The organism is Providencia sp. CIM-Carb-044, from assembly GCF_033901115.1.
GTDB lineage: Bacteria > Pseudomonadota > Gammaproteobacteria > Enterobacterales > Enterobacteriaceae > Providencia > Providencia hangzhouensis.
The window spans coordinates 16,218-30,671 of record NZ_JAXADV010000022.1 but is presented as its reverse complement, the minus strand read 5'-3'; the positions used below and the strand labels follow the sequence as shown (position 1 = coordinate 30,671).

At 40.8% G+C, this 14,454-nt stretch carries 20 protein-coding genes; 6 read left to right on the top strand and 14 right to left on the bottom strand.

Features of this window, described 5'->3' with window-relative positions:
* Positions 1 to 437 precede the first annotated feature (437 nt).
* Positions 438 to 983, top strand: a complete 546-nt coding sequence (locus tag SJ312_RS22145; RefSeq protein ID WP_094963182.1) for a gamma carbonic anhydrase family protein — start codon at positions 438 to 440, stop codon at positions 981 to 983.
* On the opposite strand, the gene SJ312_RS22140 is transcribed toward SJ312_RS22145, so the two are convergent.
* Genes SJ312_RS22140 through dprA form a run of 5 tightly spaced genes read right to left on the bottom strand, consistent with a single transcriptional unit; the run spans position 959 to position 4,262 of the window.
* Entirely contained in the window at positions 959 to 1,219 is a 261-nt protein-coding gene (locus tag SJ312_RS22140; RefSeq protein ID WP_110591024.1) for a DUF1488 domain-containing protein, read from the bottom strand. The two genes, SJ312_RS22145 and SJ312_RS22140, sit on opposite strands and share 25 nt — an antisense overlap.
* Positions 1,216 to 2,034 carry a shikimate dehydrogenase gene (gene aroE, locus SJ312_RS22135; protein WP_110591023.1) on the bottom strand — a complete coding sequence of 273 codons (819 nt, stop codon included), beginning with the start codon at positions 2,032 to 2,034 and terminating at the stop codon, positions 1,216 to 1,218. Before aroE ends, SJ312_RS22140 begins: the two co-directional genes overlap by 4 nt.
* Positions 2,035 to 2,039: 5 nt before the next feature.
* Positions 2,040 to 2,609: an L-threonylcarbamoyladenylate synthase type 1 TsaC gene (tsaC, locus tag SJ312_RS22130; RefSeq protein WP_096865179.1), complete on the bottom strand. Its 570-nt coding sequence runs from the start codon at positions 2,607 to 2,609 to the stop codon at positions 2,040 to 2,042.
* A gap of 12 nt (positions 2,610 to 2,621) precedes the next feature.
* Positions 2,622 to 3,161, bottom strand: a complete 540-nt coding sequence (locus tag SJ312_RS22125; RefSeq protein WP_036959223.1) for a type I DNA topoisomerase — start codon at positions 3,159 to 3,161, stop codon at positions 2,622 to 2,624.
* 24 nt (positions 3,162 to 3,185) lie between these two features.
* On the bottom strand, positions 3,186 to 4,262 hold the full coding sequence (gene dprA, locus SJ312_RS22120) for a DNA-processing protein DprA (RefSeq protein WP_036959221.1): 1,077 nt from the start codon (positions 4,260 to 4,262) through the stop codon (positions 3,186 to 3,188).
* 133 nt (positions 4,263 to 4,395) lie between these two features.
* Here dprA and def point away from each other — a divergent pair, with 133 nt between their 5' ends.
* From def to mscL, 5 genes are all read left to right on the top strand, one after another.
* Positions 4,396 to 4,917: a peptide deformylase gene (def, locus tag SJ312_RS22115; protein WP_004265511.1), complete on the top strand. Its 522-nt coding sequence runs from the start codon at positions 4,396 to 4,398 to the stop codon at positions 4,915 to 4,917.
* Between the two features lie 28 nt (positions 4,918 to 4,945).
* Positions 4,946 to 5,893, top strand: coding sequence for a methionyl-tRNA formyltransferase (fmt, locus tag SJ312_RS22110; protein WP_165880935.1), 948 nt, complete (start codon positions 4,946 to 4,948; stop codon positions 5,891 to 5,893).
* A 69-nt stretch (positions 5,894 to 5,962) separates the two neighbouring features.
* Positions 5,963 to 7,246, top strand: a complete 1,284-nt coding sequence (gene rsmB, locus SJ312_RS22105; protein ID WP_004265505.1) for a 16S rRNA (cytosine(967)-C(5))-methyltransferase RsmB — start codon at positions 5,963 to 5,965, stop codon at positions 7,244 to 7,246.
* A 36-nt stretch (positions 7,247 to 7,282) separates the two neighbouring features.
* A complete protein-coding gene (gene trkA, locus SJ312_RS22100) occupies positions 7,283 to 8,659 on the top strand; it encodes a Trk system potassium transporter TrkA (protein WP_004265502.1) in 1,377 nt (458 codons plus the stop codon).
* Positions 8,660 to 8,758: 99 nt separating this feature from the next.
* Positions 8,759 to 9,169 carry a large-conductance mechanosensitive channel protein MscL gene (gene mscL / locus SJ312_RS22095; protein WP_004265501.1) on the top strand — a complete coding sequence of 137 codons (411 nt, stop codon included), beginning with the start codon at positions 8,759 to 8,761 and terminating at the stop codon, positions 9,167 to 9,169.
* Here the strand turns inward: mscL and SJ312_RS22090 are convergent, their stop codons facing one another.
* The 9 genes from SJ312_RS22090 to secY form a co-directional block, all read right to left on the bottom strand.
* Positions 9,170 to 9,370 carry a ribosome alternative rescue factor ArfA gene (locus tag SJ312_RS22090; RefSeq protein ID WP_319868359.1) on the bottom strand — a complete coding sequence of 67 codons (201 nt, stop codon included), beginning with the start codon at positions 9,368 to 9,370 and terminating at the stop codon, positions 9,170 to 9,172.
* 33 nt (positions 9,371 to 9,403) lie between these two features.
* Entirely contained in the window at positions 9,404 to 9,820 is a 417-nt protein-coding gene (zntR, locus tag SJ312_RS22085) for a Zn(2+)-responsive transcriptional regulator (RefSeq protein WP_036959225.1), read from the bottom strand.
* Between the two features lie 133 nt (positions 9,821 to 9,953).
* Positions 9,954 to 10,340, bottom strand: coding sequence for a 50S ribosomal protein L17 (rplQ, locus tag SJ312_RS22080; RefSeq protein WP_004907152.1), 387 nt, complete (start codon positions 10,338 to 10,340; stop codon positions 9,954 to 9,956).
* A gap of 37 nt (positions 10,341 to 10,377) precedes the next feature.
* Positions 10,378 to 11,367 (bottom strand): DNA-directed RNA polymerase subunit alpha, encoded by a 990-nt coding sequence (locus SJ312_RS22075; protein ID WP_004265491.1) that lies wholly within the window; start codon positions 11,365 to 11,367, stop codon positions 10,378 to 10,380.
* Between the two features lie 25 nt (positions 11,368 to 11,392).
* Positions 11,393 to 12,013 (bottom strand): 30S ribosomal protein S4, encoded by a 621-nt coding sequence (gene rpsD / locus SJ312_RS22070; protein WP_004265487.1) that lies wholly within the window; start codon positions 12,011 to 12,013, stop codon positions 11,393 to 11,395.
* Between the two features lie 37 nt (positions 12,014 to 12,050).
* Positions 12,051 to 12,440: a 30S ribosomal protein S11 gene (gene rpsK, locus SJ312_RS22065; RefSeq protein WP_002919257.1), complete on the bottom strand. Its 390-nt coding sequence runs from the start codon at positions 12,438 to 12,440 to the stop codon at positions 12,051 to 12,053.
* 16 nt (positions 12,441 to 12,456) lie between these two features.
* On the bottom strand, positions 12,457 to 12,813 hold the full coding sequence (rpsM, locus tag SJ312_RS22060; RefSeq protein ID WP_004907144.1) for a 30S ribosomal protein S13: 357 nt from the start codon (positions 12,811 to 12,813) through the stop codon (positions 12,457 to 12,459).
* Between the two features lie 145 nt (positions 12,814 to 12,958).
* The gene (gene rpmJ, locus SJ312_RS22055) at positions 12,959 to 13,075 is read right to left on the bottom strand and encodes a 50S ribosomal protein L36 (RefSeq protein ID WP_004265484.1); all 117 of its coding nucleotides are present in this window, start codon (positions 13,073 to 13,075) and stop codon (positions 12,959 to 12,961) included.
* A gap of 46 nt (positions 13,076 to 13,121) precedes the next feature.
* Positions 13,122 to 14,447 carry a preprotein translocase subunit SecY gene (secY, locus tag SJ312_RS22050; RefSeq protein WP_319868358.1) on the bottom strand — a complete coding sequence of 442 codons (1,326 nt, stop codon included), beginning with the start codon at positions 14,445 to 14,447 and terminating at the stop codon, positions 13,122 to 13,124.
* Positions 14,448 to 14,454 lie beyond the last annotated feature (7 nt).

Sequence of the window (14,454 nt, the reverse complement as noted above, 5' to 3'; positions counted from 1 at the left end):
CACACAGATTGTCTGATAAATTGTTAAAGAGCGTTGCGACTGAATCTTTCGATTTTTGAACCGGATTCCGTGAATCAGGTCGTTGTCGCGAGGTGTCGTATAATACGTTTTTTATTTAGAAAGTCAAGCGTTTATTTTCAACTTTTTTCTTTCTCACCTCTGTTATCACTGGGTTACGAAGTTTTCTTCTAACCGGTTTGTCGTGACAACGGATGCGCATTATAGGGAGCCTTCAGAATTACACAACCTTTTTTTTAAAAAAAAACTCTGTTTGCGGATAAAATAGCCACCTTGTGCTTTTTCACCGCATAACGGTTATAAAAGAAACGACTTCATGCCTATAATTCTAACTTTAGCAACCTACTCGCTCATAAATTCATAATGAACTAATGAGTTATTTAACTGCTATCTTTTATTTCTTTTTTACGGTTATCACTATGAACACACTTTTACGTCCTTATTTAGGTATTTACCCTTCTATTAATGCACGCGTTTTCATTGACCCATCTTCTGTTGTAATTGGAGATGTTCGCATAGCTGATGATGTCAGTATTTGGCCTCTTTCTGTTTTGCGTGGTGATGTTAACTATATTTCTATTGGTGCACGTACCAATATTCAAGATGGCTCAGTTCTACATGTCACACATAAATCCGCAAGTAACCCTGAGGGGAACCCGTTAATTATTGGAGAAGATGTCACCATTGGTCATAAAGTTATGTTACATGGTTGCACTATAGGAAATAGAGTGCTGGTTGGAATGGGTTCAATTGTTATTGATGGAGCTATAGTGGAAGATGACGTTATTATTGGGGCTAACAGTTTAGTGACCCAAGGGAAAAGGCTCGAATCCGGTTACTTATATACAGGGAGCCCAGCAAAAGCCATCCGAAAATTGACTGATGCTGAGTTAAGCCATTTACGTTATTCAGCGAATAACTATGTCGAATGGAAAAATAACTATTTAGCTTCTGATAATATGTAAAGCCCATCGTCATCATCGAGGCCTTGTTCAATCAAGGCTTCAAACTCTTCTTCTATATCCCATCGATACTGCTGAAATAAACTCAAAGGTGTTTCTTCTTTACCATAACGTTGAAATAACAATGACTGAGGAATTGCACATTCCGCAAGCATTCCGCTGATCAACACAGGAAAGCGTACTTGCTTGGATAGCGCATCCCACTCTTCTCTATCAGGGAATTGAATTTGCTGATTCACCCTTTCAATTCCTTATATAAGGCAGATAGAACAGGTGTAATTTCAGGAAGAATGCCATGCCATAGTTTAAAAGAAAACGCGGCTTGCCCTACTAGCATACCTAGGCCATCGGCTATTTTAGTCACTTGATGTTGAGTCACAAACTCAAGGAAGGGCGTTAATGATGATTGATAAAACATGTCATAGCATGCAACTTGATCGCTAAACACATTTGGATTGATTGCAGGAACCTCTCCACTTACACCAGATGAAGTCGCATTGATAATCAGATCAAAATCAGCAGATACGATCTGTGAGATCTCTTTCCCGCACATTTTACCTAGTGCTGAAAATTCATTAACTAATAATTCAACCTTAGAAAAGGTTCTATTTGTCAAAGTGATATCACAGCCATATTCTAAAAGTGGCAATAATGCTCCACGTGTCGCACCACCAGCACCAATCATTAATATTCGGCTATTTGGATGAACAAACTTTAAACGTTGTAAATCTAACAAAAGCCCCATTCCATCGGTGTTGTCGCCCAACAATCGATTATCATCAAGCTTCATCACCGTATTAACAGCGCCACAAACTTGAGCTCTTGCAGTTAATTCAGAAACAGCCTGAAAAGCACGCTCCTTAAATGGCAAAGTAATGTTTGCGCCCTTTCCACCCTGAGAAAAAAAACCTATTAGACTTTGTTCGAATCCCTCGATTGGTGCTAGGACTTTTTCATATTCAAGGGAAACCCCTGTTTGCTCTGCAAACATTTTATGTATAACAGGTGATTTACTGTGTTGAATTGGATTACCAAAAACCGCAAACATTTCCATCAATATTATCCTTTACGATATAATTGCCCTGTTTTTGCATCTCTTATTTCAGATGGGTTTTGACGACCACCGACCATTCCATCAAGAACAGGAATACTCCCGTTGAACTGTGCAATAACATCTTCAGTTGTCCTACAAGGCTCTAACCCACTTAAATTAGCACTTGTAGATACCAAAGGTTTGCCATAATGACGGCATAATTTTTTTACTAATTCATGGTCTGTAACTCTCACTGCGATAGTATCAAACCGACCTGTCAACCATTTTGGAGTCGTTACTTTTGCCGGGATCACCCATGTTACTGGCCCCGGCCATGTTGCAAACATCGCTTGCTTTTGTTCTTCTGTTAGTTGCTCATCATCTATATAGTCTTTTAATTGCTCGTAGCTATCAGCGATAAGGATTAATCCTTTTTCCCAAGGGCGTTGCTTTAACTCTAATAACTTATATACCGCTGTTTCACTATCAGGGTCACAACCTAAACCAAATACGGCTTCTGTTGGATAGGCAATAACCTCCTCATGTTGTAATGAACTAATAATACTTTCAATTGCAGGTGTAGATATATTTGACATAGTTTTAACTCATTATTCTTCTTGTTGTTTACCGCAGCGTTTGCTGGCACAAAATAATCTTACTCCCTGTCCCCCCCTTTTTTCCATAAGTAATGGATACTCACAATACTTACATTTACCATTAATAGGCTTATTATTTAATATAAACTGACAGTTAGGGTAATTGTCGCAAGCATAAAAAGTCTTACCATAACGCGATTTTCTCTGTAATAAATTCCCTTTTTGGCATTGCGGACAAGAAATTTTAGTTTCATCCGGTTTATCAATTAGCTCAATATGTTCACATTCAGGATAATTACTACAACCAATAAACATGCCAAATCGGCCTTGCTTAAGCACTAGGTCGTGACTACATTTAGGACAATGTTGACCTTCTAATACTTTAATTATATGACTTTCCACCGTAGGTCTTAGCGGTCTCATATAATGACATTGTGGATAACTTGAACAACCTAAAAAAGGCCCATGTGAACTATTGCGGATAACAAGCAAAGAATCGCATTCTGGACAATGTTCATTTTTTTCTGTATCGAAGGGCAGTTGTTTAGACATGTTTTTCTCTACTGTTGCTTTTAACTAAGTTACTCTGGTATACCCACCAGCCCCTGAGCTAACTACCCCATTAATTTCCATCTCAGTTAATATGGTAATAATTTGAGTAACTGGAATTTGGGTTTGTTCTGCAATGACATCTACTGGTGTCGCTTGGTACCCAACCATACCTAAAATTTTATTTTCTACCACATTAAACTCAAGTGGTGCCTGTTCTATAGGTAATTCGGTTTGTATCCAATTTAACCCATCACCTATATGCTGTAAAACATCCTCAGGTTCAGCTAATAGATAAGCTCCCTGCTGTAATAACCAATGGTTGCCATGAAATGCAGAGTTACCTAATGGAGCAGGCAATGTAAATAAGTCGCGGTTTTGCTCTAATGCATACCTAGCGGTTATCAGTGAGCCACTTTTCATCCCTGCTTCGATTACAATAACTGCTTTACTTAACCCACTAATAATACGGTTTCTCTTGGGAAATTGTTTAGGTAATGGTGGTGCATCAGGCCAATATTCTGAAATCAAAGCACCATAATTTTTGATTTTTTCAGCCAATTCAGTATGTTGACGTGGATAAATATTCGCTAACCCGCTACCTAAAACCGCAATTGTTTCACCTCGATTATCAAGGGCAGCCTTATGGCTTATACCGTCGATACCTAATGCAAGCCCACTGGTGATGGTTATACCATGATGGACAAAGCTCTTCACAAATAGGTTAGTCCATATTCTGCCGTATTCACTTGCTCTACGACTTCCAACTACAGCAATTTGTGGCGTTACCAATAATTCACTTTTTCCCACGACAAATAATAAAAGAGGAGGACGGTAAATTTGCTTTAATAAAAAAGGGTAATGGGAATCACAGAAAGTAATCATTTGATGATGTTTATTTGAAAGCCATGCCTGTACTTTCTCAAGCCGGTGCATAGAGACATTCATAAACTGTAATTGCTGTATTTCATTCAAACCATGATGGTGTAAAGTCTGATAGCTAATTTTATTTAGTTGTTTTAGCTCATTAATTATTCTTACTGCATTCAGAGGTAATAACCTTTTAACCTGTGACATTCTTAACCAAATTTCTTGGATATTCATTATTGTCATCCTGACTCATCAACAAATAGGTTCTTCAGTGAACAAATCATAACCAATACTGTCAATATGAATGAGAAATGTCTAGAATAGTCATTAATTCCCATTCACATTTTGGAAACTGCTCGAAAAATTTATGTCAGTCTTAAACGTATTACATTACCCAGACGAACGCTTACGCACAATTGCTAAGCCAGTAGACAAAGTTGATGCTTCTATACAGCGTATCGTTGATGATATGTTCGATACCATGTATGAAGAAGAAGGTATTGGCCTTGCAGCAACACAAGTTGATATCCACCAGAGAATCATCGTTATTGATGTGTCTGAAACTCGTGATGATCGCTTAGTTCTTATTAACCCTGAATTACTAGATAAATCAGGGGAAACGGGGATCGAAGAAGGTTGCTTGTCTATTCCAGAACAACATGGCTTCGTCCCTCGTGCTGAGCAGGTAAAAGTTCGCGCGCTAAACTATAACGGAGAGTCTTTTGAACTGGAGGCTGATGGTTTATTAGCTATCTGTATCCAACATGAGATGGACCACCTTGTTGGTAAACTATTCGTTGACTATTTATCGCCTTTAAAACGTCAGCGCATCCGCCAGAAAGTTGAAAAGTTAGACAGACTAAGAGCAAAAGAAGCCAAAAATAGCTAATTCGCTACATATAAATAGGGAAATTAACGTGTCAGAGCCATTAAAAATTATTTTTGCGGGTACCCCCGATTTTGCGGCCAAACATTTAGCTGCTCTCTTAGATACTAGACACCAAATCGTTGGCGTCCTCACTCGCCATGATAAACCTGCGGGAAGAGGTAAAAAGTTAACTCCGAGCCCCGTCAAGGTTCTCGCTGAAGAACACCAAATCCCTGTTTTTCAACCAGTATCTCTTAAAGATAGCGAAAACCAGCAGTGGATAAAAAACCAAAATGCAGACTTAATGATAGTTGTTGCCTATGGCCTGATTCTACCGCAAGCCGTTCTCGATATTCCTCACTTAGGTTGCTTGAATGTTCACGGCTCTTTGTTACCTCGCTGGAGAGGAGCGGCACCAATTCAACGTTCTATTTGGGCTGGTGATACTGAAACGGGTGTGACTATTATGCAAATGGATGCAGGTTTAGATACCGGAGACATGCTTTACAAAGCAATTTGTCCAATTAACCCTAGTGATACAAGCGCCTCGTTATATGACAAGTTAGCAATAATAGGCCCAGAAGCATTAATTCATACTGTTGAAATGCTATCCTCAGGCCAATGCACAGCTGAAAAACAAGATGATTCATTAGCAAATTACGCTGAAAAATTATCAAAAGAAGAAGCTCGCATTAATTGGCAAGATGATGCTGTACATATTGAGCGCTGTATTCGTGCTTTCAATCCTTGGCCAATGAGTTATTTCATGGTTGAAGAACAACTCATTAAAGTTTGGCAAGCTGAAGCACTCGAAGAAGCACATGATAAGCAACCAGGAACAATTATTAGCGCTGACAAAAAAGGTATATGCATTGCCACAGGAAATGGCATACTAAATATTACTCAGCTACAACCGCCTGGCAAAAAAGCAATGAGTGCACAAGATATCCTAAACTCTCGTCGCGAATGGTTTACCCCAGAGCAAGTTCTAGCATAACGAACTTGTAAACTGCCTGATACCTTCAGGCAGTTTTATTTCAGTCACTAATGAATTCATCCTCACCATATGAAAAACACATATAATTTGCGTAGTATCGCGGCAACAGCAATTTTCCAAGTCCTTGATAACGGCCAATCATTAAGCACTGTACTGCCTGACTTACAACGCAATATCAATGATAAAGATAAAGCTTTATTACAAGAAATTTGCTTTGGCGTTTTACGTTATTTACCTAAACTTGAATGGTTTATTAGCCAGCTAATGGAAAAACCATTAACGGGTAAACAAAGAACCCTACATTACTTAATTATGGTAGGCATCTACCAGCTACTTTATACTCGTATACCGCCTCATGCTGCATTAGCAGAAACAGTAGATGGCGCAGTTGCACTGAAAAAGCCCCAATTAAAAGGGCTTATTAATGGCGTATTACGTTCATTTCAGCGCCAACAAGTACAATTAGAAGAAAGGATTGCTAACAACACTAGCCAATATTTACATCCAAGCTGGTTATTAAAACGCCTACAAACTGCCTATCCAGAGGATTGGCAATCTATTATTGAAGCAAATAACCAACGCCCACCTATGTGGTTAAGAGTAAACTCTCAACATCACACTGCTGCACAATATCTCAACTTACTAGAACAATCTGAGATAACCGCACATTTGCACCCCTCACATCCAAATGCTATTCGGTTAGATGAACCCACCGCAGTATCTCGTCTTCCGGGCTTTGAAGATGGCTGGTCAACAGTACAAGATGTCTCAGCTCAAGGCTGCGCTGAATTGCTAGAACCTCAAAATGGGGAAAGTATTTTAGATTTATGTGCAGCACCAGGTGGAAAAACAACCCATATTTTAGAATTAGCCCCTAGAGCGAATGTTATTGCTGTAGATATCGATGAATATCGCCTTAAAAGAGTGAAAGAAAATCTAATTCGTCTTAAGCAACATGCTGTTGTTATACAAGGAGACGGCACACAGCCTGAAAAATGGGCGAAAGATCAGCAATTTGACCGTATTTTACTTGATGCACCTTGTTCCGCTACAGGCGTTATTAGGCGTCATCCTGATATTAAATGGCTACGCCGTGATTCGGATATAAATGAATTGGCGCAACTACAAGCTCAAATTCTCGAAGCTATCTGGCCTTATTTAAAACCGGGCGGTACTCTACTTTATGCGACATGCTCAATTATGCCCGAAGAAAATGGAAAGCAAATACAAAATTTCCTATCTAAACATAATGACGCCAGTCTAAATGATGGAACCGATGCTGGGTTACAAGTATTACCAAGTACTAATGGTGGTGATGGTTTCTTTTATGCACGCTTAGTCAAAAAAGTGTAGTAAATTGTAGCCAGCTCTCTGATATAGGAAGATGTAATGAAGATCATTATTCTAGGTGCTGGGCAAGTTGGCGGAACGCTTGCTGAAAATTTAGTTGATGAGAACAATGATATTACCGTCGTTGATACCGATGCTGATCGGTTACGTCAATTACAGGATCAATTCGATCTTCGAGTGGTAAATGGTCATGGCTCTCACCCTAGAGTGCTTCGAGATGCAGGCGCAGAAGATGCGGATATGTTAGTAGCCGTTACCAATTCAGATGAAACTAACATGATTGCCTGCCAAATTGCATATAGCCTATTTAATACCCCAAATAAAATAGCGCGTATCAGGGCGACTGAATATATCCGTGAAGCCGACAAATTGTTTCTACCTGAACAAATCCCGATTGACTACTTAATATCGCCAGAACAACTAGTTATCGACTATATCTATAAATTAATTCAATACCCTGGCGCCCTTCAGGTTGTAAACTTTGCAGAAGGCAAAGTTAGCATAGTTGCTGTAAAAGCTTATTATGGCGGCTCACTCGTTGGTAATGCACTATCGAGCTTACGCGAACACATGCCACATATTGATACTCGTGTTGTCGCTATTTTCCGTCAAGATAGACCTATTCGCCCTCAAGGCTCAACAATTATTGAAGCGGGTGATGAGGTTTTTTTTGTTGCTTCAACACAACATATCCGAGCCGTAATGAGCGAGCTGCAAAGACTAGAAAAACCATACAAACGTTTGATGATAGTCGGTGGTGGTAACGTCGGAGCCGGTCTAGCAAGGCGACTAGAAAAAGATTACAGCGTGAAACTTATTGAGCGCAACCAGAAGCGCGCAACAGAACTTGCTGAGTTGCTGCATGATACCATTGTATTTTATGGCGATGCATCCGACCAAGAACTACTCACAGAAGAACATATTGAGCAAATGGATGTTTTTATTGCCCTAACAAATGATGATGAAGCTAATATTATGTCTGCTATGTTAGCAAAAAAAATGGGGGCTAAAAAAGCAATGGTTCTTATACAACGCTCTGCATACGTTGAACTCGTTCAAGGTGGGGTGATTGATATTGCGATTTCACCTCAACAGGCAACTATTTCTGCTTTATTAAGCCATGTAAGAAAAGCGGATATAGTCAATGTTTCATCTTTAAGAAGAGGCGTTGCGGAAGCTATTGAGGCAATTGCACACGGTGATGAAAATACGTCAAAAGTTGTTGGCAAAAAAATATCTGAAATTAAACTTCCTCCTGGAACTATTATTGGTGCAATTGTTCGTGAAGAAGAAGTCATTATAGCTAGTGATTACCATATAATTGAACAAGGTGACCATGTCATTATGTTTATTACAGATAAAAAGTATGTACCCGAAGTTGAAAAATTATTTCAGCCAAGTCCATTCTTTTTATAAAAATAGCAAATATTTGTAGCTTAATAATTTTAGCGACTATAATTTGTTAACCTAATACATGTTTTGTTTCAATTGAGTTATTTATTAAGGGGTCGTCTAATGAGCTTTTTAAAAGATTTCCGCGAATTTGCTATGAAGGGCAATGTAGTGGATATGGCAGTTGGTATTATTATTGGTGCTGCATTTGGTAAAATCGTATCTTCATTAGTTGCTGATGTCATTATGCCTCCGCTAGGTTTACTAATCGGAGGTGTTGATTTCAAATCATTCAGCGTAGTATTAAAAGAAGCGCAAGGTGATTTACCAGCAGTAGTACTAAATTATGGTATGTTTATACAAACCGTTTTTGACTTCGTTATTGTTGCGTTCGCTATCTTTATGGCAATTAAGGTCATGAATAAAGTTCGCCGTGAAAAAGAAGCCGCACCAGCAGAGCCGGCCCCACCATCTAAAGAAGAAGTTCTGTTATCAGAAATTCGTGATCTTTTAAAAGAACAAAATAAAAATTAACTAAAAGGCCAGTGGTAATAAGTAAATAAACCTATTACCGCTGGCCTCCCAGTTAACTGACTTCTTATTTTTTTCTTTTCTTGTATAACTACCTTTTCCTTTTTTGTTTTTTTCAACTCTTTGGCGAAATAGTGGATCATGTAGTAATGCTTCAATCACATTATCTTTAATCTCACCACGTTTATGTTGATATTTACTCATGATATACCCTCATATAATTAGCAGATTGTATAATTAATAAACTTTAGATGCGCCTTTTTCTAGTATTTCCATAATGGAGCAATAGGTTGTCGCATGTTCTTCTCCACAACATGCTGAACTTAACATCTTCAGCGAATCGCGCATAATAATAAGCTCTTGTATCTTTTTTTCAACTTCAAGTAATCTGAGATCAACAATCTGTTTAGATTCTTGGCAGGTATGATGTTCAGGATCCACTCGTATTGAAAGTAGTTCAGTGATAGCTTCTAAAGTAAAACCTAACTGTTTTGCATAACGAATAAAACGCAGTCGCTGTAGGTCTTGTTCCGTAAATAACCGATACCCACCTTCTGTTCTTTCTTTATGTCCCATCAAACCTTGTTTTTCATAAAAACGAATCGTATCAGGCGTCACATCTGCTAGCCTAGCAAGTTCACCTATCTTATACATGCTCATAATACTTACCTGTAGATATGGGTTAACCACGAAAAAATCAAGGGAATAAATTTATTTGAAGAAGTAAGAATAGCAGGTACAAAAAAACCGGGCAAATATACCCGGTTTTCTTGAAAGCGACAGCAGATTACTCTGCAGCTGCTTCTTGAGACTCAACAGCACGGTCAACAAGCTCGATGTAAGCCATCGGAGCGTTGTCACCTGTGCGGTAGCCACACTTAAGAATACGAGTGTAACCACCTGCACGAGCTGCGAAACGAGGTCCCAGTTCATTAAATAATTTTGCAACGATCTCGTTATCACGAGTACGTGCGAATGCCAGACGACGATTAGCTACGCTGTCGGTCTTGGCAAGAGTAATCAGCGGCTCAACGACGCGACGCAGTTCTTTCGCTTTAGGCAGAGTCGTCTTGATGATTTCATGACGAACTAAAGAACCTGCCATGTTACGGAACATAGCTTGGCGGTGGCTGCTGTTGCGGTTCAATTGACGACCACTCTTACGATGGCGCATGACCTTATCCTTCTCAGTAAAACCTTAACCTGTGATCTTAATCATCAGCAATACTTGCTGGTGGCCAATTTTCTAAGCGCATGCCCAGAGAAAGACCACGAGATGCCAAGACGTCCTTAATTTCAGTAAGAGATTTCTTACCAAGATTCGGAGTTTTAAGCAACTCAACTTCTGTACGCTGTACCAGATCACCGATGTAGTGGATAGCTTCTGCTTTGAGGCAGTTAGCAGAGCGGACAGTCAATTCCAGATCGTCAACTGGGCGCAATAAGATAGGATCGAATTCTGGTTTTTCTTCTTTAACTTCAGGCTGACGTACATCACGTAAGTCAACAAAAGCTTCAAGTTGTTCAGCCAGAATGGTTGCCGCACGGCGAATCGCCTCTTCAGGATCGATTGTACCGTTAGTTTCCATTTCAATAACTAACTTATCCAAGTCTGTACGTTGCTCAACACGAGCTGCTTCAACATTGTAGGCAATACGCTCTACTGGGCTGTAGCATGCATCGACTAACAAACGACCGATTGGGCGCTCATCTTCTTCCGAATGAACTCGGGCAGAAGCCGGCACATAACCACGACCACGCTGTACTTTAATTCGCATATTAATAGATGCGCTTTCGTCAGTCAGGTGGCAGATGATGTGCTGTGGCTTGACGATTTCGACATCACCATCATGGATGATGTCGGCTGCAGTCACAGGGCCAATGCCAGATTTATTCAAGGTTAAAATAACTTCATCTTTCCCCTGAACTTTTACCGCCAGCCCTTTCAGGTTGAGGAGAATCTCCAGGATATCTTCCTGTACACCTTCTTTGGTGCTGTACTCATGCAGTACACCATCAATCTCAACCTCTGTCACCGCACAACCCGGCATAGACGAAAGCAGAATACGGCGCAGTGCGTTACCAAGAGTATGGCCAAAGCCACGCTCTAAAGGCTCAAGGGTCACCTTAGCGTGCGTCGAACTCACTTGCTCGATATCTACCAGGCGCGGTTTTAGAAACTCTGTCACAGAACCCTGCATTGTGTCCTCTCTTTGGTGCTAAGCTTTACTTGGAGTAAAGCTCGACGATCAGGTGTTCGTTAATGTCCGCAGACAAGTCAGTACGTTCAGGAATACGTTTGAACACACCTTCCATTTTAGCAGCATCAACTTCCAGCCAAGTTGGCTTCTCACGCTGTTCAGCCAGCTCTAAAGCAGCCTTAATACGAGACTGTTTTTTAGCTTTCTCACGAACGCTGATAACGTCATTCGGGGAAACCTGATAAGAAGCGATATTAACTACACGGCCATTTACCATGATAGCTTTATGGCTAACCATTTGACGTGCTTCTGCGCGAGTTGCGCCAAAGCCCATACGGTAAACGACGTTATCAAGACGACCTTCCAGCAAAGTCAGCAGGTTTTCACCTGTGTTGCCTTTCAGACGTGTTGCTTCTTTGTAATAGTTACGGAATTGACGTTCCAGAACACCGTAGATACGACGAACTTTTTGTTTTTCACGTAACTGGACGCCATAGTCAGACAGACGCGGTTTACGCGCACCGTGCTGGCCTGGAGCCTGTTCTAATTTACACTTGGTGTCAATCGCGCGAACACCAGACTTCAGGAAGAGGTCTGTTCCTTCGCGACGGCTCAGCTTGAGCTTAGGACCCAAATATCTAGCCATTTTCTTTCTCCAACAGTCCTAAAAAAAACGAAACGTATTAAACGCGACGTTTTTTCGGTGGGCGACAACCGTTATGAGGGATAGGAGTCACATCAGTAATATTAGTGATGCGGAAACCAGCGGCGTTCAGAGCACGAATTGTTGATTCGCGACCCGGACCCGGTCCCTTAACCATAACTTCCAGGTTCTTGATACCGTATTCTTTCACGGCTTCTGCGCAACGCTCTGCTGCAACCTGAGCTGCAAACGGAGTGGATTTGCGAGAACCACGGAAACCGGAACCACCGGCAGTTGCCCAACCCAATGCGTTACCTTGACGGTCTGTAATAGTAACGATTGTGTTGTTGAAAGAAGCATGGATATGAGCCACACCGTCTGAGACTTGTTTTCTTACACGCTTACGTGCACGAATTGGTGCTTTTGCCATTATTCAATACCCCGACTTATTTCTTGATCGGCTTACGCGGACCCTTACGGGTACGAGCGTTAGTCTTAGTACGCTGTCCGCGCACAGGAAGACCACGACGATGACGTAAACCACGGTAACATCCAAGGTCCATCAGACGCTTGATGCTCAGGGTAATTTCACGACGTAAGTCACCTTCTACAACGTATTTAGCAACTTCGTCACGCAGCTTGTCGATTTGTTCTTCAGACAGCTCACTGATCTTAACATTTTCAGCAATACCAGTTGCTTCACAGATAGCCTGTGAACGAGTTTTGCCGATACCGAAAATCGATGTTAAAGCGATTACAGTATGTTTATGATCAGGAATGTTAATGCCTGCTATACGGGCCACTATGCACTCCTAAGTTAAAATATACATTACTGTGCTGAAAAGCCCGTTTTCAGGATACTCAAACAATAATGTATCTTAGATAAAAAAGATTGGCTGGCTAATTTAGCCAGCTCAACCCAACTTTGCAAGAAAAAAATGCTTTTTCTTAACCTTGACGTTGTTTATGTCTTGGTTCAACACTACAAATTACACGAACGCTACCATTGCGACGAATAATTTTGCAGTTACGGCATAATTTCTTGACGGAAGCACGAACTTTCATTTTTACTCTCCGTAACTTCTAAGCAAACCATAATCACACTAAATGATTACTTACCTTTCAGGTTTGCTTTCTTCAATGCAGACTCATACTGACTTGACATCATCAGAGTTTGCACTTGAGCCATAAAGTCCATGATAACGACAACCACGATTAAGAGGGAAGTACCACCAAAATAGAAAGGTACTTTCATTGCGTCACGCATGAACTCCGGGATTAGGCAGATGAAGGTAATATATAATGCGCCAACTAATGTTAAGCGAGTCATTACCTTATCAATGTACTTGGCCGTTTGCTCTCCCGGACGAATTCCTGGTACAAATGCACCGGACTTCTTCAGGTTATCTGCTGTTTCTCTCGGGTTGAAAACCAACGCCGTATAGAAGAAACAGAAGAAGATGATCGCAGATGCATAAAGTAACACATATAACGGTTGACCAGGCTGTAAATACATAGAAATTGTAGTCAGCCAGTCCCAGCCAGTTCCATCACCAAACCAAGAAGCTATTGTACCCGGGAATAGTATGATACTGGAAGCAAAAATTGCAGGAATTACACCCGCCATATTCACTTTTAACGGTAAATGTGTACTTTGTGCTGCGTAAACACGGCGGCCTTGCTGACGTTTAGCGTAATTAACGACGATACGACGTTGACCACGTTCCATAAACACAACAAAGAATGTAACCGCGAATACTAACACCGCAACCAACAGCAACAGGAGGAAGTGCAGATCGCCTTGCCGAGCTTGCTCGATGGTATGGCCAATAGCCGGCGGTAATCCCGCAACAATACCAGCGAAGATAATGATAGAAATACCGTTACCGATACCTCTTTCAGTTATCTGCTCACCTAACCACATAAGGAACATAGTCCCCGTGACCAAGCTAACAACAGCCGTAAAGTAGAACGGGAGACCCGGATCAATAACTAACCCTTGCATCCCTGGCATATTCGGTAGACCCATTGCAATACCAATAGATTGGAATATTGCTAATACCAGAGTACCCCAACGAGTATATTGGCTTATCTTCCGACGACCTGCTTCTCCTTCCTTCTTAATCTCTGCTAACCGTGGATTAACCACTGATAATAATTGGATGATAATCGATGCCGAAATATACGGCATGATACCCAAAGCAAAGATAGAAGCACGGCTAAGAGCACCACCAGAGAACATGTTAAACATTTCAATGATGGTGCCTTGTTGCTGTTCGAGCAATTTGGCAAGCACAGTGGCATCAATACCAGGGATTGGAATAAAAGAACCAATTCGGAAAACAATTAGCGCACCAATTACAAACAAAAGTCTGTGTTTAAGTTCGCCAGCTCCACCCTTGGCACTTTGAAAATCTAATCCTGGTTGTTTAGCCATCTGTCAC